The sequence below is a fragment of the Rahnella sp. WP5 genome (assembly GCF_000745615.1).
GTDB lineage: Bacteria > Pseudomonadota > Gammaproteobacteria > Enterobacterales > Enterobacteriaceae > Rahnella > Rahnella aceris.
Genome location: NZ_JQJR01000012.1, coordinates 80,712 through 104,914, shown reverse-complemented (window position 1 = coordinate 104,914; position 24,203 = coordinate 80,712). Strand labels below are relative to the sequence as shown.

The following is a 24,203-nucleotide window of genomic DNA, read 5'->3' as shown; positions in this document are numbered from 1 at the left end:
AGGTTTATTACTCAACAAATGAAAGGGATAACTCTTGAAAGGAACAATATTGTCTGCCGCGCTGGCTGCACTTACGCTGTCAGTTTCTGCACAACCCGCCTTCGCAAACGAAACGCCACACTGGTCATATGATGGCGACGCCGCCCCGCAAAACTGGTCAAAACTCAGCCCTGACTTCCATCTGTGCGAGCAGGGCAAAGCACAGTCGCCTATCGATATCAAAGAGGCGTTAGAGGTGCACCCTCGCCCGCTTAAACTCAGCTATCAGTTACCGCCGGTGAATGTCATTAATAACGGCCACAGCGTGCAGGTCAATGTTCAGCAGGGTGATTTTGCCACGCTGGACGGGGATAAATTCGTCCTCCAGCAATTCCACTTCCACTCTCCGAGCGAAAATACCCTCAACGGTAAATCTTTCCCGATGGAGGCGCATTTTGTTCATATGGATGCTGACGGTGAAATTGCGGTGATTGCCGTAATGTTTGAAACCGGCAAAGCTAATGCCGAGCTGGAAAAAATCTGGCAACAGATGCCGGAAAAAGCGGGCGAATCTGTCACGCTGAAAGAGAAAGTCAGTCTTGATGGCCTGCTGCCCACCGATCTGACGCATTATCGTTTCAGCGGGTCACTGACTACGCCGCCTTGTACAGAAGGCGTTCGCTGGCTGGTCGTTAAACAACCTCAGACGCTGTCTGAGGCGCAGTTGAAGAAATTCCAGCATGCGATGCATCATGCGAACAATCGCCCGGTACAAGGACTGCATGGCCGCGTGGTAGTGGCAGAGTAATTCCGTACTGCAGATTAAGGTGCAGAATCTGTTTCTGCATCTCTTTGTCTTGTTTGTTCACCTTTCTGAAAATGAGTCACTTTTTAACCAAAAGACGATCTGCATCACAGAATTTTGTGGTTGTTGCTGCTTAAAACGTCAGATCTCCCCTTAGAATCAACTGTTATAACCGGATGATTCAGAGAGTTATTAGGAATTTGCCCAAGCGCACAATTTGACCGAAGTCACATAACTCAATGTAAAACCACGATAAAAAAACAAATCGTTATGAACTTCAGCGCTGACAAGGCATTTTCTTATCAAATTGCTCAAAGTTTGGCCTTTCATATCGCAGCGAAAATGCGTAATATACGCGCCCTTGCGGACATCAGTATGGTCATTCCTAGTTCATGCGCATCGGACACCACCAGCTTACAAATTGCCTGATTGCGGCCCCGATGGCCGGTATCACTGACCGACCATTTCGTGCCTTATGTCATGCGATGGGGGCTGGAATGGCAGTATCTGAAATGCTCTCCTCCAATCCGGAGGTGTGGCGGACGGATAAGTCACGTTTGCGCATGGTACATAACGATGAACCGGGGATCCGCGCCGTGCAAATTGCCGGTTGCGACCCCGAAGATATGGCGGCTGCTGCACGAATTAACGTGGAAAGCGGTGCGCAAATCATTGATATCAATATGGGCTGCCCGGCCAAGAAAGTGAACCGCAAACTGGCAGGTTCTGCATTGTTGCAGTATCCGGATTTGGTGAAACAAATCCTGACTGCCGTTGTTAAGGCGGTAGATGTGCCAGTCACGTTGAAAATTCGTACTGGTTGGGCACCGGAACACCGTAACTGTGTACAAATTGCCCAATTGGCTGAAGACTGTGGAATTCAGGCCCTGACTATTCATGGCCGAACCCGTGCCTGTCTCTTCAATGGAGAAGCAGAGTACGACAGTATTCGGACAGTTAAGCAGAGTGTTTCCATTCCGATTATCGCGAATGGCGACATAACTGACCCGCATAAAGCCAGAGCGGTGCTCGACTACACCGGAGCTGATGCTCTGATGATAGGACGTGCCGCTCAGGGGAGACCCTGGATCTTCCGGGAAATCCAGCATTATCTGGACACAGGGGAGCTGTTACCTCCACCTCCTATGGGTGAGGTTCAGCGCTTGTTAATAGGGCACGTACGGGAATTGCACGACTTTTACGGTCAAGGCAAGGGATTCCGTATCGCCCGTAAGCATGTTTCCTGGTATCTCCAGGAGCATGCCCCAAATGACCAGTTTCGGCGCTCCTTCAACGCCATAGAGGATGCCAGCGAACAGCTGGAGGCGTTGGAAGCATATTTCGAAAATCTTGCGTAACAAAAAAGAGCTGACAGAACTATGTTCGAACAACGCGTGAATTCTGACGTACTGACCGTTTCTACCGTTAATTCTCAGGATCAGGTAACCCAAAAACCCCTGCGTGACTCGGTAAAACAAGCACTTAAGGGCTATTTTGCTCAATTGAATGGTCAGGACGTGAATGACCTGTATGAGTTGGTATTGGCTGAAGTTGAACAGCCACTGTTAGACATGGTGATGCAGTATACCCGTGGCAACCAGACTCGTGCGGCCCTGATGATGGGTATCAACCGCGGTACGCTGCGTAAGAAATTGAAAAAATACGGCATGAACTGATACTAATCAGTCGATGTCTTAAAAAGGCGCTTTTCCGCAAGGGGAGCGCCTTTTTGTTTTCTGCTTTGCCCGTAAACCTTTACCCCAAAATCTGCGCAAAACCTAACCCAGATCAACCCAAATGAGAATAATTATCTCCTGCATTCAGCGATTAAGCACTACCTTAGACGGACAATAAAACGTCTCCGGGAGTCACTCTGATGAAGCAACTTTATCTTCGTTTTACCGCAGCACTGAACAAGCCTGATCTGGCGATTTTGCTGTTACGGATCACCTATGGACTGCTGATTTTTCACGGCTGGCATAAGCTGCATGACGGTCTGGGCGGTATTCAGGGCATGCTGGCAGGCTATGGTATTCCGGCATTTGTCGCCTACGGCGTGATCATCGGCGAAGTGATCGCCCCGATTATGATGATGCTGGGGATTTTCACCCGACTCGCCGCGCTGTCTGCCGCAGCGACAATGATTGTTGCGTGGCTGATGGTCGGTATCCATCACACCTTTGCACTCACCCCGGTCGGTGCCTGGGCGATTGAAGATATCGTCTATTACTTCATGGCAGCCGTCGTGATCGCGCTGTATGGCAGTGGACGATACTCTGTAATGAGCAACCCGCTGTATCGCTGATATTCCCTTTCAGCATGTTTCGCCAGCGGAGCATGCTGAAATATCATGTGGAGGATATCGCGACGTCTGAATGCTAATGCCTTCTTTCCGTAGCGTTTTCATTTTATTGTCTAAACCCACACGTAAATAAACAGTAAAGAGTGTGTTTATCGGACAATTACCCTCTGCGGTTAGATCACACGACATGTTATACTCACGGCAAGAGTCGAATTCGCCCCGCTCAACGCCTACGGACAGCCCTTCAGCTTCGCGATCCCGCCTTTTAATTGTGTCTTGATAAAGTAAAAGTGAGTCAATATATGTGCTTTCGGAAACGTTTACACCCGCATGTTGTCCCACTCTTTAACAGACAATTCGTATCGCGACTGAGCTAACCCCTGACGCGTTACCCCGGTTTTTTATGCAGATGATTGGGCTTTTATGAATTCTCCTCGCTTTCGCGCATCATTTTTACATCCACGTTACTGGCTGACCTGGTTTGGCCTTGGCGTATTGTTCCTGCTGGTTCAGCTTCCTTATCCGGTGTTAAACCGTCTCGGCATCTGGCTGGGCCGGACGTCCATGCGTTTCCTGAAACGTCGTGTGTCGATAACGCGCCGTAACCTGCAATTGTGCTTCCCGGATCTCCCCGCTGATCAGGTCGAAGCGCGCATCATCAGCAACTTTGAATCCCTTGGCATGGGCCTGCTGGAAACCGGCATGGCCTGGTTCTGGTCGGATGCCCGTGTTAAACGCTGGTTTGACGTCAGCGGCCTGCACAACCTGAAAAAGGCGCAGGAAAACAAACAAGGCGTGCTGGTGATTGGCGTGCATTTTATGTCGCTGGAATTAGGCGGCCGCGCGATGGGCTTATGTCAGCCGATGATGGCGATGTATCGCCCGCACAACAATAAAGCGATGGAATTTGTGCAGACCTGGGGTCGTATGCGGTCTAACAAGGCGATGCTCGATCGCAAAGATTTACGCGGTATGGTTCACGCGCTTAAAAAAGGCGAAGCCGTCTGGTTTGCGCCGGATCAGGATTACGGCCCGCGTGGCAGCGTATTTGCGCCACTGTTTGCTGTCGATCAGGCCGCAACTACCAGCGGAACCTTTATGCTGGCGCGTCTGGCAAAACCAGCGCTGGTGACCGTTGTGCTGGTACGTAAAGCAGGCGGTACGGGTTATGAACTGGTTATCCAGCCCCAGTTGCAGGATTACCCGATCGACGATGAAATGGCGGCAGCAGCCTACATGAATCGCGTGATCGAAAAAGAAATTATGCGTGCGCCGGATCAGTATCTCTGGCTGCATCGCCGCTTTAAAACCCGCCCGGCGGGTGCGCCTTCGCTTTATCGATAAGTGCCAGAGGCCATAAAACAGTAGCCCGATGCCACCGCGTCGGGCTTTTTTCATTCATTGCATCCAATAAGAGATCTGTAATCTTTATGGCTAAAAAACCCGACGCGACACCTTCTATCTTTGACCATCTCAAAGATGATGACAGCTTTGACCTTTGGGGGCGCTCAGGCCTCAGTTCTGCGCTCAACAAAGCCAAACCTAAAACGCCGGACAATGACCAGATTGCGGCGGCGCGTAAACTGATCAAAGGCAGTAAAGATCAGGCCAAATAAGTCACTCCATTTTCTCCGCTGCACTGATAATGTCCCCTGTTTTAAATCCCGTCATGCCAACATATCTCTCAGAACGCCTGGTCTGAGAGATTTACTCATCGTTTTGCCTCATTTTTTTTCCAAATATGAATGCACATTTCACTTCGCCGCAAACAGCGCGATCTGCACTCCAATATTGAAATATTCCGCACTCATTTAACGCAGCCACATTGACCGCGCACTGAAACGGGGCAATAAATTTTATACGCCTCGTCAATGTTACTGTGCAATTCCTCTACATGACTTGATTGATGGGGCGTTTTTCATGTTGGCACTCCCTTTGCAAAGACAGGTGCAGAGGGCGTTGCCCCATAAACAGACAGGGTGCTCCGGCACTTACACAATAATAATTTTCAGTTTTGTCTCACAGGACGCTTTATGAAAAAAATATTGCTCTCAACACTGATTGCCGCAGCAAGCTTCGTGACACTGGCTGGTCAGGCTCATGCAGGTACCACTCTGGATGCCGTTAAAAAGAAAGGATTTGTTCAATGCGGTATCAGCGACGGCCTGCCAGGCTTCTCTTACGCTGACTCCAAAGGCAAATTCACCGGTATCGACGTTGACGTCTGCCGTGCGGTGGCTGCTGCCGTGTTTGGTGATGCTGAGAAAGTGAAATATACCCCGCTGACTGCCAAAGAGCGTTTCACCGCGCTGCAGTCTGGCGAAGTGGACATCCTGTCACGTAACACGACCTGGACCTCTTCCCGCGATGCGGGCATGGGCATGATTTTCGCCGGCGTAAACTACTACGACGGTATCGGCTTCCTGACTCACCAGAAAGCGGGCCTGAAAAGCGCGAAAGAACTCGATGGCGCAACGGTCTGTCTGCAGGCCGGTACGGATACCGAGCTGAACGTGGCTGACTACTTCAAAGCCAACAAAATGACTTACACACCGGTCACCTTCGACCGCTCGGACGAAAGTGCGAAAGCGCTGGACTCAGGTCGTTGTGACACCCTGGCCTCTGACCAGTCTCAGTTGTACGCACTGCGTATCAAACTCGGCAAACCAGACGAATTCATCGTTCTGCCGGAAGTGATTTCTAAAGAACCTCTGGGTCCGGTGGTTCGTCGTGGTGACGAAGACTGGCTGGCGATCGTCCGCTGGTCACTGTTCGCGATGCTGAACGCTGAAGAAATGGGCGTAACCTCTCAGAACGTGGATAAGCTGGCGGCTAACCCGACGACCCCTGATATGAGCAACCTGCTGGGCAAAACCGGGACTTACGGTGCTGACCTGAAAGTACCTAATGACTGGGTAGTAAAAATCGTTAAACAGGTCGGCAACTACGGCGAAAGCTTTGAACGCAACGTCGGTCAGGGCAGCGAGCTGAAAATCAAACGTGGCCAGAACGCATTGTGGAATAAAGGCGGGATCCAATACGCGCCTCCAGTTCGCTAAATATCCTTTCTTCATGAAGTTGAAAAGTGTTTAAGGATGTTGATGCACCGGTCGTTCCCCGGTGCATCACTTCCCGGTGAAAGATTGCTAAAGGCCATTCACTATGTCGCAACGCCCAACCGAAAAAGGTTCGTTATCGCTGACCAACCCAGCCGTACGAGCCTGGATTTACCAAATTTTCGCGGTGGTGTTGCTGGTAGCCTGTTTGGGTTACCTGCTCCACAACACCATTACCAATCTGACTACACGAGGGATCACCTCGGGATTTGCGTTTCTTGAAAAAGGTGCCGGTTTCGGCATTGTTCAGCATCTTATTGATTACCAGGAAGGTGACACCTACGCCCGCGTATTTGTTATCGGTCTGCTAAATACGCTGCTGGTTTCCGCGCTGTGTATCGTTTTTGCCTCGATTCTCGGGTTCATTATCGGCTTAGGACGCCTTTCCGATAACTGGCTGATTCGCAAAGTCTCGACGGTATATATCGAGACGTTCCGTAACATTCCCCCGCTGCTGCAAATCTTCTTCTGGTATTTCGCCGTACTGCGTAACCTGCCGGGACCGCGTCAGAGTCTGAATGCTTTTGACCTGGCTTTCGTCAGTAACCGTGGCCTGTATCTGCCCTCACCGGAACTGGCACCGGGCAGTCTGGCGGGCTTTATCGCCGTGCTGCTGGCGATTTTTGGCATCATCGCGCTGCAACGCTACAACCATTTCCGCCAGATTCACACCGGCCGGATCTGGCATATCTGGCCGTGGGCGATTGTGATGCTGGTTGTCTTTCCGGCGCTGGCGCACCTGATTTTCGGGCCTGCGCTGCACTGGGACGTGCCTGCGCTACGCGGGTTCAACTTCCGTGGCGGCATGGTGCTGATCCCGGAACTGGCGGCGTTAACGCTGGCATTATCGGTCTATACCTCAACGTTTATCGCCGAAGTGATCCGATCCGGCATTCAGTCTGTCTCACACGGTCAGCATGAAGCCGCCCGTTCGTTAGGATTGCCGAATCCTGTCACGTTGCGTCAGGTGATTTTGCCGCAGGCCATGCGGGTGATCATTCCACCGCTGACCAGCCAGTATCTCAATATCGTGAAAAACTCCTCTCTGGCGGCTGCAATTGGCTATCCGGATATGGTGTCGCTGTTCGCCGGTACCGTGCTCAATCAGACTGGTCAGGCAATTGAAACCATTGCTATTACGATGTCGGTGTACCTGATCATCAGCCTGGCAATTTCCTTCCTGATGAACATTTACAACCGGCGTATCGCGCTGGTCGAGCGTTAAGGGAATCCCATGACAATGACAACACTTCCTCCGGGAGTCAGAGCCGTGAAATCCGGAACGCCACTCGGAACGGCCGTGCTCTGGGCGCGTAAAAATTTGTTCTCCAGTTGGTTTAACAGCCTGCTGACGCTGTTCTGTTTATGGCTGATGTGGCTGCTGATCCCTCCGCTGTTGAACTGGGTGATTTTCCAGGCCAACTGGGTTGGCACGGCGCGCACTGACTGCACCAAAGCTGGCGCGTGCTGGGTGTTTATCCACGCACGTTTCGGCCAGTTCATGTACGGGCTGTATCCGTTCGATCAACGCTGGCGCATCAACGTCACACTGATCGTCGGTCTGCTGACCCTTGCACCGATCTTCTTTAAAGCCATGCCACGCCGCGGACGTTATATCGCCTGCTGGATGGTGCTCTTCCCGATTTTCACCTGGATCATGCTGTACGGCGGTTTCCTGGGGTTGAGTCGCGTCGAAACCCGTCAGTGGGGTGGCCTGACACTGACGCTGATCATTGCCGCTGTCGGCATTGCCGGTGCGTTACCGCTGGGCATTATGCTGGCGCTGGCACGGCGTTCAAGCCTGCCTGTCGTGCGTATTCTGTCGGTGATTTTCATTGAGTTCTGGCGCGGCGTGCCGCTTATCACCGTGCTGTTCATGTCCTCGGTGATGCTGCCGCTGTTTATGACCGAAGGGACGAGTATCGACAAACTGGTGCGTGCGCTGGTGGGTGTGGTGCTGTTCCAGTCGGCGTATGTCGCGGAAGTGGTGCGCGGCGGGTTACAGGCGCTGCCGAAAGGCCAGACGGAGGCCGCCGAATCACTGGCGCTCGGCTACTGGAAAACGCAAGGCTTAGTCATTCTGCCGCAGGCACTGAAAATGGTGATACCGGGTCTGGTCAACACTATTATCGCGCTGTTTAAGGACACCAGTCTGGTGATCATCATCGGCCTGTTTGATTTGTTCAGCAGCGTCCAGCAAGCCACCGTCGATCCTGAATGGCTGGGCATGTCAACCGAAGGCTACGTCTTCGCCGCCGCCGTCTACTGGATTTTCTGTTTTAGCATGTCGCGTTATAGCCAGCATTTGGAAAGACGCTTTCACACCGGACGTTCCGCACACTGAGGTAAACCATGAGCGACCATCAAGTCACTGAAAACCAAAATATGATGATCACGCTGGAAAACGTGAATAAGTGGTACGGACAGTTCCACGTATTGAAAGACATCAACCTGAGCGTGAAACCGCGTGAACGTATCGTGTTGTGCGGTCCTTCCGGCTCGGGGAAATCAACGACCATCCGTTGCATTAACCATCTGGAAGAGCACCAGCAAGGGCGCATCGTGGTGGACGGAACCGAACTGAACGACGACTTGCGCAATATCGAACGCGTGCGCACCGAAGTCGGTATGGTGTTCCAGCATTTCAACCTGTTCCCGCATCTGACCGTCTTGCAAAACTGCACCCTGGCACCGTGCTGGGTACGCAAGATGCCGAAGAAAGAAGCCGAAGAACTGGCGATGCATTACCTGAAACGTGTCCGTATCGCCGAGCATGCACATAAATTCCCCGGCCAGCTTTCCGGTGGTCAGCAACAGCGTGTGGCGATCGCCCGTTCGCTGTGTATGAAGCCCAAAATTATGCTGTTTGATGAACCGACTTCTGCTCTCGATCCGGAAATGGTGAAAGAGGTGCTGGACACCATGATCACGCTGGCGGAAGAAGGCATGACCATGTTGTGTGTAACGCATGAAATGGGCTTTGCAAGAACTGTCGCCGACCGGGTGATCTTTATGGATCGCGGGGAGATCGTGGAACAGGCTCCGCCGCTGGAGTTCTTTGCCAATCCGAAGTCAGCGAGGACGCGGGAGTTCTTGTCACAGGTGATTCACTGAGCTGAGGCCGCAGCTTGACCGGCATCTAACGGAATGGTGAAAATTTCGGTTTCTCATTAGCGGTGATCACTTATCGCGCTGCGCCGAAACCGCCCAAAAGGGGAAAGTGCTTTTCCCCTTTTGGATTTCCCCTCGCTTTTTCAACCCGCGCTTCGCTCGCTGGCTATGTTTCAGCCACCACCGTGACAGGCTGGAAAGCTTGCCGCTTCGCGGTACCTTCACTCGGTCCTGGAGCCTCTGGTCTCCAGGCCGCTCCGTTCAGCAAGCTTTCTGAAACGCCCGCAGGCTTTTTTTAAAAGAGGATGGTGAGGTTGTGAAGTTAACGTTGAGGCCGGTTCCAAAATACCGCCGGAGGAGAGGTGGAAAACCGCGCGTCTTTTTGCGCGGGTTGTAACCCGAACGGAGGGCACCGCGCAGCGGCGGAATTTTGCGGCTATCGCTGCGGCACCTGAAACATGGCCAGCGAGCGGAGCACGTAGTAAAAAAGCGCGGAGTCCAGAGGCCCGCGCGTTACCGGGTCTCTGGTCGGTGTGGGCCGACGCCCACGACCTTGAATTTGAATTTGAATTTAAAGTTTCAGATCTTTTTCAAAAGATCATCACCACATCACTCCCCCGATCACCGGCGCAATCACCACGGTGACCACACCCGCCAGCATCATCACCAGGCTTGATACCACGCCTTCTTCCGCGCCCAGCTCATAGGCTCTCGCCGTACCCGCACCGTGCGACGCCGCACCGAAACCGGCGCCTTTTGCCAGTCCGCTTTTCACTGCCAGACGCAGAAACAGCATATCCCCGACCGCCATGCCGAATACGCCGGTGATCACCACAAACAACGCGACCAGATCAGGCTGGCCACCCATTTGTTTCGCGGCTGCCAGCGCAAACGGCGTAGTGATAGAGCGTACCGCCAGACTACGCTGGATTTCTTCGGGCAGGGTCAGCATGCGCGCCAGCCAGACGGAACTGCCGACGGCAACGACTATCGCCGTCAGCACGCCCGCACTCAGCGACATCCAGTGACGGCGGATCACCGCCATATTCTCGTAAACCGGCACCGCAAACGCGATGGTTGACGGCCCGAGCAGCCATAACAACCAGTGCGTCTCACCGAGGTAATCCTGATACGACGTGTGCGTCACCACCAGCAAAATCACCAGTACAATCGGCGTGAACACCAGTGGCATCAGCAGCAGTGTGCGCTTCTGGCGGTACAGTTTTTTGTTGCCGTAATACAACCCGAGGGTGACCACAAAACACAACATGCTGATCAGTAAATCAGTCACGGCTCGCCTTCCTTGCCGCCAGACGCTGCTCCAGACGATACACTTTATCGACAACCACGGCAGTCGCCCCGAGCGTCAGCATCGTGCTGATCCCAATCACCAGAAAGATTTTCCAGCCTTCGATCATCAGCAACTGGGCGTAATTCACCACAGCTACCACGGCCGGTACGAAGAACAGCAGCATTTCTGCCAGCAACCAGCGGGAACCGGCTTTCACCCATTTCACAGGCAAAATACGCAACATAATCAGCAGTAAAAGCATCAGCATCCCGACAATATTGGCGGGTAACGGCAGATGTAACGCAGTGACCAGACGATCAGCGATAACGAATAACACCGCGTACAACACCACCTGAACAGGGATCTGACAACGGGTCAGCAGGGACGGCGCTTTAGTGCGCAACGCCAACAACATGGGGACGACCTCGAAAGAGGGAAAAGTGTGAAAATGAAGTATACGCTGGCAGGAAACCGGTAAAGAAATGAATTAAAATCATAAAAATGATTCCAGTTTGGAATACTTTGTAACTCGCCGATCTGACCGGGGAAACATCAGCCCATGGACGTCCGTACCTTACGCTATTTTGTCGAAGTGGTTCGCCAGCAGAGCTTTACCCGCGCGGCGGAAAAGTTGTTCGTCACCCAGCCAACGATCAGCAAAATGCTGCGTCATCTGGAAGAAGAACTGGAATGCACGCTGATTGTCCGCGAAGGGCGGCGTTTACACCTGACCGACAGCGGTCAGGCGTTGTATCAGCGTGGCCTGAATATCCTCGAGGAATTCCGCCAGCTTGAAGCGGAACTGGAAGACATTAACTCGCTGAAATCCGGTCATCTGCGGCTGGGCATTCCGCCGATGGTCGGGACGCAAATCGCGCCACTTATCGGCAGCTTCCGCCAGCAATATCCCGGCATTGAACTGATTATTTCCGAGTTTGGCGGGCTGACCGTGCAACAGGCTGTGATTTCCGGCGAGCTGGATCTGGCGCTGACTGCCCTGCCCGCTGACGCCGTGCCTTCTATCGCCTCACTGCTGCTGTTCAGTCATCCGCTATGCGTTGTGGTGCCGCGCACGCCGCACTGGCTGAACCGCACGCGCATCGGGTTCAGTGATCTGGCTGATGAAAGCATCCTGATTTATAACGAAGATTTTGCCCTGTACCGCCAGCTGATGGACGCCTTTACCTCACACGGCTTTACGCCAAAAATTGCGGCGCGCAGCGGGCAGTGGGATTTCCTGGCGGCGATGGTACAAACCGGTATGGGTGTGGCGATTTTGCCGGAACCGGTCTGTCAGCGGCTGGATAAGAATGCGCTGATGTGGCTGCCGCTGGATCCGCTGATGCCGTGGCAGCTCGGGCTGATCTGGCATCAGGGCAGCTATCTCTCGCACAGTGCACAGGCGTGGATCACGTTGTGCCGCGACTACTGGAAATAGCCAATAAAAAACCGCGTGAACCTGGCAGCGCACGCGGTTTTTTCATTTCTGACAGAAACTACACTTCTTTTTCGACAAGCAGCGCTTCAAGTAAATCGAGGTCATGCAGCAGTTTTTGCAGCGTCTCGTTACTGATTTTCTGCGTGGCACGCAGGTGATACAGCTCACCACGTTCAGCGCGCAGCGCAGTCAGACGGAAGCGGCGCTCAAGGTTTTCCAGCTTCAGCGCGGTTTCCATATCATCGCGGTTGGCCGTACGTCGCCGTAACGTCCCGATAACCCGCGAACTGATTTCCTTCAGCGTCTGTTCATCAATATTTTCTTCGGTATCCGCCGCCAGACGCTCTTCCATCTTATGCAGGCTTTCAATCGCCACTTCCGCCGCGACCGATTTCGCCATGCGTTCTTCTTCGCGATAAGCCGTGCCGTCAGCCACCACCACGCCTTTGAGCAGGAACGGCAAGGCAATCACACCGGCAATCAGCGAGAACAGAATGACGCCGGTCGCCAGAAACACCAGCTGATAACGCGACGGAAACGCCGAACCATCGGCGAGGAATAACGGAATCGACAGCACACCGGCCAGCGTAATCGCCCCGCGCACACCGGCAAAAGACGCCACCCACAGTTCACGCGTACTGTAGCTGCCAAACAGCAGCGGTTTCTTTTTCAGGAAACGGTTGCTGAAATTCTTCATCACCCATAGCCAGACAAAACGCAGGATCAGCAGCGCAAAGTAGATAATCCCGACATCGGCAAACAGGTGCCACGTCACGATAGACGGGTCGTGTGTCGCCTGATCAATTGAGTTCTCAAGAATGCCCGGCAATTGCAGGCCCAGCATGATGAACACCATGCCGTTGAACACGAACTCAAGCATCGCCCAGACGCTGTTGGCACGCAGACGCATCGCCAGCGGTGCATTACGAATAATGCCGGACTGGCTGATGGTCATCCCTGCAGCCACAGCGGCCAAAATGCCCGACACACCGATATGTTCGGCAATCAGATAAGACGCGAACGGCAACAGCAGCAGGAACACGATTTGTGTCGCCGGATCATCACCGCTCCAGCGGCTCATAATGCGCAGCGATTTACTGTACAACCACGTCACCGCCACACCGGCCATCAGACCGCCAATCGCGACTTTCAGGAACTCTACACTGGCACCACCGACGGTAAAGATCATCGTGCCCATCGCCACGGCGATAGCGAATTTCAGCGACACCAGACCGGACGCGTCATTCATCAGCGCTTCACCTTCCAGCACGCTCATGATCGACTTCGGAATGCGGCCCTTACCGACAATGCCGCCCAGTGCCACGGCATCGGTCGGCGACAGCACCGCAGCCAGCGCGAACGCGGCCACCAGCGGAATATCCGGCACCATCATATAAATCAGATAACCGATACCGACGACGGTGAGCAGCACCAGCACCAGCGCCAGCCCGAGAATTTCGCGCCCGTGGTGGAGGAATTCACGGGTCGGGGTTTTCCAGCCATCGGCGAACAGCAACGGCGGGATAAAGAGGACGAGAAACAGTTCCGGATCGAAGTCCACGTGCAGGCCAAAATTGGGCCACGCCAGCAAAGCACCGACGGCAATCTGCATTAATGGAAGAGGAACCTGAAACGGCAACATTCTGGTGACGACACCGGAGAGCGACACCACCAGAATCAAAATCAGAATGGTAAAGAAGATTTCCATGCTTTCCTTAGACTCTTGTTTTTATGAATTTCAGCCAGACACAGGTGAGTGAGTCCGGAGCGAACCTTGGAATAGTAGATCAAAAGGGGACGGGATTTAAATCAGTGCGTGCGGTTACATCAGAGAGGGTTTGCTCCTCCCCCTGCGAAGGGGGAGGACGGGAGGGGGTTTTAATGACAAAACTCATGCCAAAGCACACTTCAACCTACTGATTCGTCATTAATACCCCACCCCAACCCTCCCCTTCGCAGGGGAGGGAGCAAACAGATCAAATCGCCCATCCGCCCGCATAAAACACCACTAACGCTACGGCGATAATCACCGTGCCGATGTTCAGTTTTCGCCATTCGCCGGAGAAGATGCGTCCAATCACCAGTGCGCTGAAACCGAGCATAATACCGGTGACGATGTTACAGGTCAGAACGATAAATACTGCGCACAGTAACCCTGACATCGCATCCACGAAATCATTGAAATCCAGTTTGGTGACATTACTGAGCATCAGCAAACCCACGTACATCAGCGCGGGTGCGGTGGCGTAAGCCGGTACCAGATAAGACAGCGGAGAGAGGAACAACATCAGCAGGAACAGCACACCGACGACGGTAGCCGTCAGACCGGTTTTGCCGCCCGCCGCCGTACCGGCTGCCGATTCGATATAAACCGCTGCCGGAGATGCGCCAACCAGGGAGGCGAAAATACTGCTCACGGAGTCAGCCGTCAGGGCTTTACCGCCGCTGATGATCTGGCCGTTTTCATCCAGTAAGTTTGCCTGTCCGGCGACAGCGCGGATAGTGCCGGTGGCATCAAACACCGCTGTCATCACCAGTGCCAGTACGCTGGGCAATACCGCAGCTTTCAGTGCACCCAGAATATCGAGATCGAAAATCACCGATTTACCGTCAGCCCCCGCCAGAGAAGGCATGGCGAATAACCCCTGATATTTCACTGTTGGATCGAAGATCAGGCCGATAATGGAAATCGCGATAATCACCAGCAAGATGCCGCCAGGAACGCGCAGTTTCTCCAGGCCAAAAATCACCGCCAGACCAAGCAACGTCATCACGACCGGGAATGAGGTAAATGCGCCGAGTGCCACCGGTAAGCCGTCCAGCGGGTTTTTCACCACCAGACCGACGCCATTGGCGGCGATCAGTAACAGGAACAGGCCGATACCAATACCGGTACCGTGCGCAACGCCGGTTGGCAGATTGCGCAAAATCCACGAACGGATGCCGGTCACCGAGATAATGGTGAACAACACGCCCATCAGAAATACCGCGCCGAGCGCCACCGGTACGCTGATGTGCTGGCCGAGAACCAGACTAAACGCGGTAAAAGCAGTCAGAGAAATGGCGCAACCAATCGCCAGCGGCAAATTCGCCCACAGCCCCATCAGCAGGGAGCCGAAACCGGCGACCAGACAGGTCGCGACAAATACTGCGGTTGGCGAGAAGCCCGCTTTGCCGAGCATCGAGGGCACGACAATCACCGAATAGACCATCGCCAGAAAGGTGGTTAAGCCAGCGATAACTTCCTGGCGGACGTTACTGCCACGCGCACTGATTTTGAAAAAAGCATCAAGCGGGCCTTTTGGCGCAACTGCGCGGCCAGCTTGAGGTTGTTGACTCGACATGGAAAATCCTCTGAATGTCTTTACTGATTAGCCGGCGTGGTCATTATGAAACCGTTTCTGCACGTTCACTTCCTTATTTGTCGCCTGAAATCGCCGAAAACGGCGTCAGAACGGCAAGGCAAACGTTTAACTCGCATCGCGTGTGGCAGGACAAAAAATTACGCAAACGATTATCCTGCCTTTAACCGCCGTACATCAACCGTGAATGACAACAATTTACCGTTGTCTGGTCAATAAAAACGCGGTTGTGGTGGAAATTTATCCGGTGGCAGAAAAAGAGACAAACAAGGAGGGGAAAGAAGGGAAATAAATAACAGGGTATTTATTGTGGTTTATCTTTTATAAGACGTTTATTACGTAAAACTCAGCCCGCAATGAACGCCTGAAAATATAAAAAATGGATAAGAAATTAACGCAAAATATTAAACGAACCGCCGTTTTCCAGCACTTTCTGATATGCCGGACGCGCTGTGACATTCGATAACCAGGCCTTCAGCAGAGGATATTTTCCCAGTCCGGCGCGGGCATTGATCGCCTCTATCGGGAAACTCATCTGAATATCTGCCGCGCTGAACTGTTGACCGGCGAAATAAGGATGTGTACTCAGATGCTGTTCCAGATAATCCATATGCGTATAAATCTGCTTATCCAGATAATTCTTCTGCACGCCCTGTCCTATGGCGCCGGCAATCGGACGGATGAGCCACGGCATCGGCGGTTTACCCAGACGGCTAAAAATCAGCTTCATCACCAGCAAAGGCATCAGAGAACCTTCAGCGTAGTGCATCCAGTAGCGATACTGCTGATGCTCAGCAAACGCCGTGGGTTTCAGCGTGCCCGCCTCATCGTACACTTCCTGCAGGTATTCAATGATGGCGCCAGATTCCGCAAGGATCAGCCCGTTGTCTTCCAGCACCGGTGACTTGCCCAGAGGATGGACTTTTTTCAGCGATGGCGGCGCCAGCATGGTTCCTTTATCCCGCTGATAACATTTGATTTCGTAAGGGACGCCCAATTCTTCGAGCATCCATAAGATTCGCTGTGAACGGGAATTATCCAAATGATGCACAGTTAGCATAAAAGTCTTCTGTCCTTTTTCAATTAATTATTTGTTAACTATAGACAACACTTTCAAAGCGCGTATCAGATTCGTTTTAATAACCCTGACTTTCCTCAGGGTTAATTTATCAAAAATCTTTTTATTTGATTAAAATCACTTACGGATTAATCTTAATTATGCCAAAAAAATTATCGCAACTTCGTTCGCCTTTAATAAGGCTTAATGCCATTATCGCCGGATAACAAATTAACCCGTCGCTTTCGACTCTCTGTTGGTGGAGCCTCACATGTTTTCCAGTAATTACAACAATGTGCTTGTGATGTTTTCGTTCATTGTTGCAATGCTTGCCTCTTATACCGCGCTTGATATGGCAGGCCGGGTTGCCACCACAGAGGGAAAGGCTTCCCGACTTTGGTTAACAGGTGGCGCCATTGCAATGGGTATCGGCATCTGGTCGATGCATTTTATCGGCATGCTGGCCTTTAATGCTTCGATGCCAATGGGTTACGACCCTTTAATTACCCTGCTTTCTATGCTGATTGCCATCATTTCCTCAGCTTTTGCGCTGTGGCTGGTATGCCTTGAGGAGTTACCCACCGGGCGGTTACTTGCCGGTGCCTTGCTGATGGGCGGCGGTATTGCCGCGATGCATTACACGGGTATGGCGGCGATGCAGATGATGCCGCCCATTGTCTACGATTACCGTTGGGTCGCGTTATCTGTGGGAGTGGCGATTGTCGCCTCCGGCGCGGCGCTGTGGATGGCGTTCAATCTGCGTCATCAGTCACCCAATGTCCGTCTGCTGCGCATCAGCGCTGCGGTGGTAATGGGCGCTGCCATTGTCGGTATGCATTACATCGGCATGGCTGCGGCACAATTCCCGATGGACAGCCACAGTATGGCGGCGTTCAGCGGCGTAGACAATAACTGGCTGGCACTGCTGGTGATTGTGGTCACGCTGGCGATTCTGGCGATCACCCTGATCATTTCTATTCTTGATGGCCGGATGCAGGCACGCACCTCGATTCTGGCATCTTCGCTGGCACAGGCGAACCGCGAGCTGACCCAACTGGCGCTGCACGACAATCTGACCCATTTGCCAAATCGTTTGTTGCTGGAAGACCGCCTGAGTCAGGCGTTTCAGAAAGCGTCACGTGGCGAATCACAGTTTGCGGTGCTGTTTTTCGATCTCGACGGATTCAAAGCCGTTAACGATGCCTTCGGCCATCACATCGGCGATCAGCTGTTAATTTCAGTCACCGAACGCCTGCAATCGCAGCTGAGGGCGACAGATACGCTGGCGCGGCTCGGCGGCGATGAGTTTGTGCTGCTGGTTGAGATCACCGAACCCACCGATGCCTCGCAACTGGCCGATAAACTGGTGCATCTGATTGCGCGTCCGTTTTACGTTTCCCGCTATGAACTGCTGGTCTCTGCCAGCGTGGGGATCGCGGTGTATCCGGGCGATGGCGAGAATGAACGCGAGCTGATGCTCAATGCTGATGCCGCGATGTATCACACCAAAAATTCCGGCCGTAACGGCCACAGTTTCTTCCAGCCGTCGATGAATGCCAACGCCCAGAACCAGTTGCAAATGCTCAATGATTTGCGTCTGGCGGTTGCACACCATGAGCTGCGTTTGCACTATCAGCCGAAATTTATTGCGCCTTACGGGCCGGTGAGTGGCTTCGAAGCGCTGCTGCGCTGGGAGCGCGACGGTAACCTCCTCAGCCCGGATGTGTTTTTGCCGCTGGCGGAAAAAACCGGACTGATTATCCCGATTGGCGAATGGGTGCTCAATGAAGCCTGTCGCCAGTTGCGGGAATGGCATCTGGCCGGTCATACGCAATGGACAGTGGCGGTGAATCTTTCCGCGCTGCAATTTGAGCAGGCGAATCTGGTCGAAATGGTGATTGAAACCATTGAACGCCATCAGATCCCGCCTGAAATGCTGACGCTGGAAGTGACAGAAACCACCGCGATGCGTAACCCGGATGCCAGCGTGGAAATTCTGGAGCGCCTGACACAGTACGGCGTAAAAGCCTCCATTGATGATTTCGGTACCGGCTATTCCAGCCTGCTCTATCTGAAACGTCTGCCGGCCAGTGAGCTGAAAATCGACGGTGCATTTATTAATGACCTGATTGCCGGTAGCGAAGACGCCAGTATCGTTTCTGCGATCATTGCCCTCGGCCAGACGCTGAACCTGAAAGTGGTGGCTGAAGGCGTTGAAACGATCCAACAACAGGAATTTCTGACGCAACTGGGCTGCGACACCTTACAGGGTTATCTTCTGGGGCGTCCGATGACGCCACAGCAGATTGCCCAACACCCCGATACGGACTGGGAGTCGCAGATAACCCTCACAGATAAAGCCTGACGCCCCCGGCTCAGGCCGTCGCCGTGCGGAAAAATCGCACGGCGTTGCGTAGCTCAACACTTTGTTCCGTCAGGGATTGCGCCGCTGCCGCTGCCTGTTCCACCAGCGCGGCGTTCTGCTGCGTCACCCTGTCCATCTGGTCAACGGCAATCCCCACTTCGTGAATACCGGTGTGCTGCTCAGAACTTGCTGTCGAGATTTCTCTGACAATTTCTGCCACCTTATTCACCGAGCTGACAATCTCATTCATGGCTTTACTGGCGCGATCAGCCTGCAATGACCCTTCGGCAATTTTGCTGACGGTGCCCTGAATCAGATCTTTAATTTCTTTCGCCGCCTGCCCGCTTTTTTGCGCCAGCACCCGCACCTCACTCGCCACCACCGCAAACCCTTTACCCTGCGTACCGGCACGCGCCGCTTCCACGGCGGCGTTCAGCGCCAGCAGGTTGGTCTGGAAGGCAATGCCTTCAATCACGCTGATGATATTGATAATTTCATTCGAACTGCCGGAAACATCACGCATATGTGCCTGCATCCCCGTAACAATCACGCCGCCCTGAGACGCCGTTTTCGAGGTTTCCAGCGCCAGCTGGCTGGCCTGCCGGGCGTTCTCAGCGTTCTGGCTGACGGTCGCGGTCAGGTTTTGCATATTGGAACTGGTCTGCACCAGCGAGGCCGCCTGTTCTTCGGTGCGCTGTGATAAATCCACATTGCCCTGTTCAATCTCACTGGCGGCATGATTGATGGATTCACTGCCTTCCATAATCTGATGAATGGTTTTATTCAGTTGCTGGTTCATGCCGTTCAGCGAAGCCAGCAAACTGCCGTCATCACCCGGTTTCAGCGTGATTTTTGCCGCCAGATTACCGGCAGCGATTTCACGCATAATAGAGGCGGCATAAGCCGGTTCACCGCCCAGTTGTTTCACCAGATGGTGCGCCAGCAGCAGCGCCATCGTCAGTGAAAGAATAAACGCCACGCCGACCAGCACTAAAAACATCGCGCTGGCCGTGTGATAGCTGCTGCGCGCATCCGCTGCCGCCTTCTCACTGTTGGTCAGCTCATTTTTGACCAGCGTTGCCAGATCCGCCATTAACTGTGTGCGATATTTCCGTGAGTTATCGCCACTGATTTTCGTGGCCTGCGCAATGTCGTTGCGTTCAACCGCCGCAATCACATCATTATTCGCCAGCGAAAACTGCTCAAAATTAGCGACGATTTGCTTAAACAGGTCTGACTGACTGCCGCCGCTGTCCAGCTTCAGATACGCATTTTCCGCGTCTTTAAAAGTGGCAACCGCCTGAAGGATTTCGACCCGGTGGCCGTCGCGCGGCGCCCCCTCTGGCGAGGCGATATATTGCACCTGTTGCAGGCGTAATTCCGCCAGCGTGCCGCGCATCACCAGCGGATACTGCACGCCGGGAAGCCGGTAGGCACGGTAGTTTTCAATCTGCTGATTACTGCTGTTGAGCAGCCAGGCCGACATCGCCGCCAGAATCAACAGCAGGCTCAGGACGAGTGCGAATGCACCCAGCAAACGGGCAAGTATGGAAAGGTTGGTGATCTTTTTCATCTGGGCACATCGGAAAGTCAGTGACAGGAAACACTCATAACGGCCGGAATGAAGGGAACTTTAGGGAAAATGAAACTATATTTCATTTTGTTAAGCGCTGTCTTTCGTAATGTAATTTTAGGGTTACCGGACGAATTTTTCATGTTACCGGCCCGCCTTAAAAACATGATCTGCCACGCATTGCAAAGATGTGCTCTCTCATAAAGAGAGAGCACTCAGCGCGACTCACTTTGGCTCACTTCGGTTCAAAAGCGGGCCATAACGGGATGACTGCCGACAACAAATTCGCCGTACCGGCCGCCACCGACATGTGTCGGAAATTGTCGCTGCCGTCCGCTGTCTTCGCGAATTTCACCACCGTTTCCAGCCCGGCCTCCTGACACAGCACCGCGCCGCCAGCGATATCCCACAGCGTGGTGCGCCGTTGCAGATGGCCGTCGATAATGCCTTTTGCCGCAAACACCATGCCGACCGTGGTACAGCGATAACAATGTACTGACCAGTCAGCCGCGCGGATCCCCTGATAAAAGGCCGAGGCTTCGTCCAGCTTGTCGTCCGCACTGTCGCCCAGCGACACAATCTGTACATCTTCAAAACGATCATCGCGACGGAAGGGTTTGTCGTTGAGGAAAATCCCCTTTCCGGATTCTGCTGCAAACAGGTCGTTTAAAACCGGCAGCGCCACAATGCCGATCACCGGCTGTTTATTTTCCACCAGGCCGAGCGACACGCCCCACAGCGGCGAACCGCGCAGGAAATTCGAGGTGCCGTCGATAGGATCAATCACCCAGCACGGCGCGTCGGTCAGAATGCCGCCCATCTCTTCGCCGATCACCGCATCCTGCGGAAAATGCTCTGCCAGCCGGGTGCGGATAAACTGCTCAACCGCCAGATCGGCTTCTGAAACGAAATCCTGCGTACGCTTACTGCTGATTTCGATAGTGTCCCGGCGGTGAAAAAAGTCCAGCGCCAGTCTGGCGGCCTGCGCCGCAATCTGACTGGCAACCGCCAGACGCGGGGACATCATAGTGTTGGTCATGATAAATCCTGAGTTTTCAGTCGGAAGGAACAAAAGCTGTCTTCATAGAATGCATCGGAATCGATGAATAAAAAATGACAACCTGCCACTTGCTAAAATAGCGTAAAACACTCTATATCTGTGTGCTTCAACTTTCTAAATTTTGCCGGAGATTTCCATGCCCGATGCCGCCCATTGGTTGCCCTTTCTGCTGATTTGCCTCGGGCTGGTATTAACGCCCGGCCCGAACATGATTTACCTGATTTCGCGCTCACTCTGTCAGGGGCCGAAAGCCGGACTGATTTCCCTCGGCGGCGTAGTGCTGGGCTTCCTGTTTTACATGTTGTTTGCTGCGCTCGGCATTACCGCGCTGCTGATGGCGGTGCCCTTCGCTTATGACGCCCTGCGCATCGGCGGCGCTGCATATCTGCTGTATATGGCGTGGCAGGCGGTGAAACCCGGCGGACGCTCGCCGTTTCAGGTCAGGGATTTACCCCGCGACAGCAATAAAAAGCTGTTCACCATGGGGCTGGTCACTAATCTGCTGAACCCGAAAGCGGCGGTGTTATATCTGACGCTGTTACCGCAGTTTATCGTGCCGGAACAAGGGCATGTGCTGACGCAGTCGCTGATTCTGGGCAGCTCGCAAATTCTGATCAGTGCGACGGTCAACGCGCTCATTGCCCTTTCAGCCGGTTACATTGCCGTCTTCCTGGCCGGACGACCATTGTGGATGGTCATCCAGCGCTGGTTTATGGGTGCAGTGCTGGGCGGGCTGGCTATGCGTATGTTGCTCGACGGGCGTAAATAACCGGCCATTTGTCGCCCGTCATATTCAGTTCCGCATCAACGCTATATAATCCTTTGCATAACGAAACCAGAGGATTTTTCCATGCGTCTATTTTCATCCCGATTTTTGCCTGCCGTTGCCTTGCTCGGGCTTGCCCTGAGCCTGGCTTCCCCTTGCGCTTTTGCCACACGCCAGATAACCGATCAGCTTGGCCGTCAGGTCACGATTCCCGATCAGGTGGATCGCGTCGTCGTTTTGCAACATCAGACCCTTAATCTGCTGGTTCAGCTGGATGCCACCAAAGATATTGTCGGCGTGCTGAACAACTGGCAGCGACAACTGGGCAGCGGTTATGTGCGTCTTGCGCCGGAACTGGCGAAAACGCCGGTGGTCGGCGACCTGACCAGCGTGAACCTGGAAAGCGTGGTGGCGCTTCATCCGCAAGTGGTGTTCGTCACCAACTATGCGCCACAGGAAATGATCGACCAGATCAGCCAGGCCGGGATCGCCGTCGTGGCGGTTTCATTGCGGGATGATCCGAAAGGCGAAGAACATATGATGAACCCGGTGCTGCCTGATGAAGATGAGGCGTACACCGAAGGGCTGAAGAAAGGCATCGCGCTGATTGGCGACGTGGTCAATCACCAGAAACAGGCACAGGCGTTGATCGACTATACTTTTTCTCAGCGTCAGTTAACTGGCGAGCGGCTGAAAGATATTCCGGCCAATCAGCGGATCCGCACGTATATGGCAAATCCCGATCTGACCACTTACGGTTCCGGCAAATATACCGGCCTGATGATGGCGCATGCCGGTGCGATGAACGTTGCGGCAGCCACAGTGAAAGGGTTTAAGCAGGTCGCGCTGGAACAGGTGATCGCCTGGAACCCGCAGGTGATCTTCGTGCAGGACCGGTATCCGGAAGTGGTCGGGCAGATCACCGGTGATCCGAAATGGCAGGGTATTGATGCGGTCAAAAATCACCGCGTTTATCTGATGCCGGAATACGCCAAAGCCTGGGGCTATCCGATGCCTGAAGCGATGGCGATCGGCGAACTGTGGATGGCGAAAAAACTCTACCCGCAAAAATTCGCTGACATCGATATGCAAAAACAGGCTGATGCCTGGTACCAGCGCTTCTACCGGACGGATTTTAAACCCGCGGCAGACGCGGCGCGCGCGGGGAAATAGCCTCGTCTCCGGCGCTTTACGTTGAGGCAATGTGACAAGGAGACCTGATGACAAATACGATTAAAGTGCTGGCGGCAGGGAGTTTACGCCGCGCATGGGCGCCGCTGTGCGATGCCTTTACGGAAGAAACCGACAGCAAAGTCGACGTGGAATTCGGCCCCGCCGGGCTGTTGCGCGAACGTATCGAACAAGGGGAAAAGGTCGATCTGTTTGCCTCGGCCAATACCGCGCATCCGCTGACCTTGCAGCAGCACGGTAAGGCGCTGGACGTGGAAGCATTTTGCGGCAACAGCCTGTGTGTCACCGCCCGAAAAGGGCCGGAACTGGAGAAACTCAACTGGCTGAGCGTATTACTTGATCCCCGTTTTCGGCTGGCGACATCGACGCCGCAAAGCGATCCTTCCGGTGATTACACCTGGCAAATGTTTGAGCAGATCGAAAGGCGACATCCCGATGCCGGGGCTATTTTACGCAACAAGGCGCTGCGTCTGGTGGGCGGTGAAAAATCGGCCAAAATTCCGGCAGGCAAACTGGCGGCAGAATGGCTGATTTGCAGCGGTCAGGCCGATGTTTTTATCGGCTACACCAGTTATGCCACGCTGTTGCGGGAAAATGATGCGCTGGAAGTCTACAACATTCCGGCGGATTACAACGTGCGGGCCAGATACGCGCTCGCGACCTGCACGGAGAAAGGGAAACCGCTGGCAGAATTTATTCTTTCAGAAACCGGCCAGCATATTTTGCAGAACGCCGGTTTTTGCGGGAGACATGCGGTGATGCCGGAATAGAAAAATACAAACAAGTA

22 protein-coding genes are annotated in these 24,203 nt (G+C 53.5%); 15 read left to right on the top strand and 7 right to left on the bottom strand.

The window, feature by feature from the left end; all coding sequences use genetic code 11:
* The first annotated feature begins 34 nt into the window (after positions 1–34).
* From EX31_RS12185 to EX31_RS12140, 10 genes are all read left to right on the top strand, one after another.
* Positions 35–787, top strand: coding sequence for a carbonic anhydrase (locus EX31_RS12185; RefSeq protein WP_223510135.1), 753 nt, complete (start codon positions 35–37; stop codon positions 785–787).
* 389 nt (positions 788–1,176) lie between these two features.
* Positions 1,177–2,142, top strand: a complete 966-nt coding sequence (gene dusB / locus EX31_RS12180; protein WP_013577302.1) for a tRNA dihydrouridine synthase DusB — start codon at positions 1,177–1,179, stop codon at positions 2,140–2,142.
* A gap of 21 nt (positions 2,143–2,163) precedes the next feature.
* Complete coding sequence (gene fis, locus EX31_RS12175) at positions 2,164–2,460, top strand: DNA-binding transcriptional regulator Fis (RefSeq protein ID WP_004097144.1); 297 nt, start codon at positions 2,164–2,166, stop codon at positions 2,458–2,460.
* 197 nt (positions 2,461–2,657) lie between these two features.
* Positions 2,658–3,089: a DoxX family protein gene (locus tag EX31_RS12170; RefSeq protein WP_369794795.1), complete on the top strand. Its 432-nt coding sequence runs from the start codon at positions 2,658–2,660 to the stop codon at positions 3,087–3,089.
* A 420-nt stretch (positions 3,090–3,509) separates the two neighbouring features.
* Positions 3,510–4,430 carry a kdo(2)-lipid IV(A) palmitoleoyltransferase gene (gene lpxP / locus EX31_RS12165; RefSeq protein WP_013577304.1) on the top strand — a complete coding sequence of 307 codons (921 nt, stop codon included), beginning with the start codon at positions 3,510–3,512 and terminating at the stop codon, positions 4,428–4,430.
* 86 nt (positions 4,431–4,516) lie between these two features.
* Complete coding sequence (locus tag EX31_RS12160; RefSeq protein ID WP_013577305.1) at positions 4,517–4,702, top strand: hypothetical protein; 186 nt, start codon at positions 4,517–4,519, stop codon at positions 4,700–4,702.
* Between the two features lie 417 nt (positions 4,703–5,119).
* Entirely contained in the window at positions 5,120–6,145 is a 1,026-nt protein-coding gene (locus EX31_RS12155; RefSeq protein ID WP_013577306.1) for an amino acid ABC transporter substrate-binding protein, read from the top strand.
* A gap of 103 nt (positions 6,146–6,248) precedes the next feature.
* Complete coding sequence (locus EX31_RS12150; RefSeq protein WP_013577307.1) at positions 6,249–7,427, top strand: amino acid ABC transporter permease; 1,179 nt, start codon at positions 6,249–6,251, stop codon at positions 7,425–7,427.
* A 9-nt stretch (positions 7,428–7,436) separates the two neighbouring features.
* Complete coding sequence (locus EX31_RS12145) at positions 7,437–8,546, top strand: amino acid ABC transporter permease (protein WP_037034998.1); 1,110 nt, start codon at positions 7,437–7,439, stop codon at positions 8,544–8,546.
* Between the two features lie 8 nt (positions 8,547–8,554).
* Entirely contained in the window at positions 8,555–9,316 is a 762-nt protein-coding gene (locus EX31_RS12140; protein ID WP_013577309.1) for an amino acid ABC transporter ATP-binding protein, read from the top strand.
* A 598-nt stretch (positions 9,317–9,914) separates the two neighbouring features.
* Here the strand turns inward: EX31_RS12140 and EX31_RS12135 are convergent.
* Together EX31_RS12135 and EX31_RS12130 are read right to left on the bottom strand one after the other, a co-directional pair.
* Positions 9,915–10,604, bottom strand: coding sequence for an LrgB family protein (locus EX31_RS12135; protein WP_013577310.1), 690 nt, complete (start codon positions 10,602–10,604; stop codon positions 9,915–9,917).
* Complete coding sequence (locus tag EX31_RS12130; RefSeq protein ID WP_013577311.1) at positions 10,597–11,019, bottom strand: CidA/LrgA family protein; 423 nt, start codon at positions 11,017–11,019, stop codon at positions 10,597–10,599. The genes EX31_RS12135 and EX31_RS12130 overlap by 8 nt, the downstream gene beginning before the upstream one ends.
* A gap of 144 nt (positions 11,020–11,163) precedes the next feature.
* Here EX31_RS12130 and EX31_RS12125 point away from each other — a divergent pair, with 144 nt between their 5' ends.
* On the top strand, positions 11,164–12,042 hold the full coding sequence (locus EX31_RS12125) for a LysR family transcriptional regulator (RefSeq protein WP_013577312.1): 879 nt from the start codon (positions 11,164–11,166) through the stop codon (positions 12,040–12,042).
* A 58-nt stretch (positions 12,043–12,100) separates the two neighbouring features.
* Here the strand turns inward: EX31_RS12125 and EX31_RS12120 are convergent, their stop codons facing one another.
* The 3 genes from EX31_RS12120 to EX31_RS12110 all read right to left on the bottom strand — a co-directional run bounded on the left by EX31_RS12120 (position 12,101) and on the right by EX31_RS12110 (position 16,464).
* Positions 12,101–13,750, bottom strand: coding sequence for a Na+/H+ antiporter (locus EX31_RS12120; protein ID WP_013577313.1), 1,650 nt, complete (start codon positions 13,748–13,750; stop codon positions 12,101–12,103).
* Positions 13,751–14,018: 268 nt separating this feature from the next.
* Entirely contained in the window at positions 14,019–15,386 is a 1,368-nt protein-coding gene (locus tag EX31_RS12115) for an NCS2 family permease (RefSeq protein ID WP_013577314.1), read from the bottom strand.
* 409 nt (positions 15,387–15,795) lie between these two features.
* A complete protein-coding gene (locus EX31_RS12110; protein ID WP_037034997.1) occupies positions 15,796–16,464 on the bottom strand; it encodes a glutathione S-transferase family protein in 669 nt (222 codons plus the stop codon).
* Between the two features lie 268 nt (positions 16,465–16,732).
* Here EX31_RS12110 and EX31_RS12105 point away from each other — a divergent pair, with 268 nt between their 5' ends.
* Positions 16,733–18,826: a putative bifunctional diguanylate cyclase/phosphodiesterase gene (locus EX31_RS12105; RefSeq protein ID WP_037034996.1), complete on the top strand. Its 2,094-nt coding sequence runs from the start codon at positions 16,733–16,735 to the stop codon at positions 18,824–18,826.
* 10 nt (positions 18,827–18,836) lie between these two features.
* On the opposite strand, the gene EX31_RS12100 is transcribed toward EX31_RS12105, so the two are convergent.
* A complete protein-coding gene (locus EX31_RS12100; RefSeq protein WP_037034994.1) occupies positions 18,837–20,399 on the bottom strand; it encodes a methyl-accepting chemotaxis protein in 1,563 nt (520 codons plus the stop codon).
* 235 nt (positions 20,400–20,634) lie between these two features.
* The gene (locus EX31_RS12095; RefSeq protein ID WP_037034993.1) at positions 20,635–21,438 is read right to left on the bottom strand and encodes an inositol monophosphatase family protein; all 804 of its coding nucleotides are present in this window, start codon (positions 21,436–21,438) and stop codon (positions 20,635–20,637) included.
* 157 nt (positions 21,439–21,595) lie between these two features.
* Here EX31_RS12095 and EX31_RS12090 point away from each other — a divergent pair, with 157 nt between their 5' ends.
* From EX31_RS12090 to EX31_RS12080, 3 genes are all read left to right on the top strand, one after another.
* Complete coding sequence (locus EX31_RS12090) at positions 21,596–22,228, top strand: LysE family translocator (RefSeq protein WP_013577319.1); 633 nt, start codon at positions 21,596–21,598, stop codon at positions 22,226–22,228.
* Positions 22,229–22,309: 81 nt separating this feature from the next.
* Positions 22,310–23,398 (top strand): ABC transporter substrate-binding protein, encoded by a 1,089-nt coding sequence (locus tag EX31_RS12085; RefSeq protein WP_037034992.1) that lies wholly within the window; start codon positions 22,310–22,312, stop codon positions 23,396–23,398.
* A gap of 47 nt (positions 23,399–23,445) precedes the next feature.
* Complete coding sequence (locus EX31_RS12080) at positions 23,446–24,186, top strand: molybdate ABC transporter substrate-binding protein (protein WP_037034990.1); 741 nt, start codon at positions 23,446–23,448, stop codon at positions 24,184–24,186.
* The last annotated feature ends 17 nt before the right edge of the window (positions 24,187–24,203 follow it).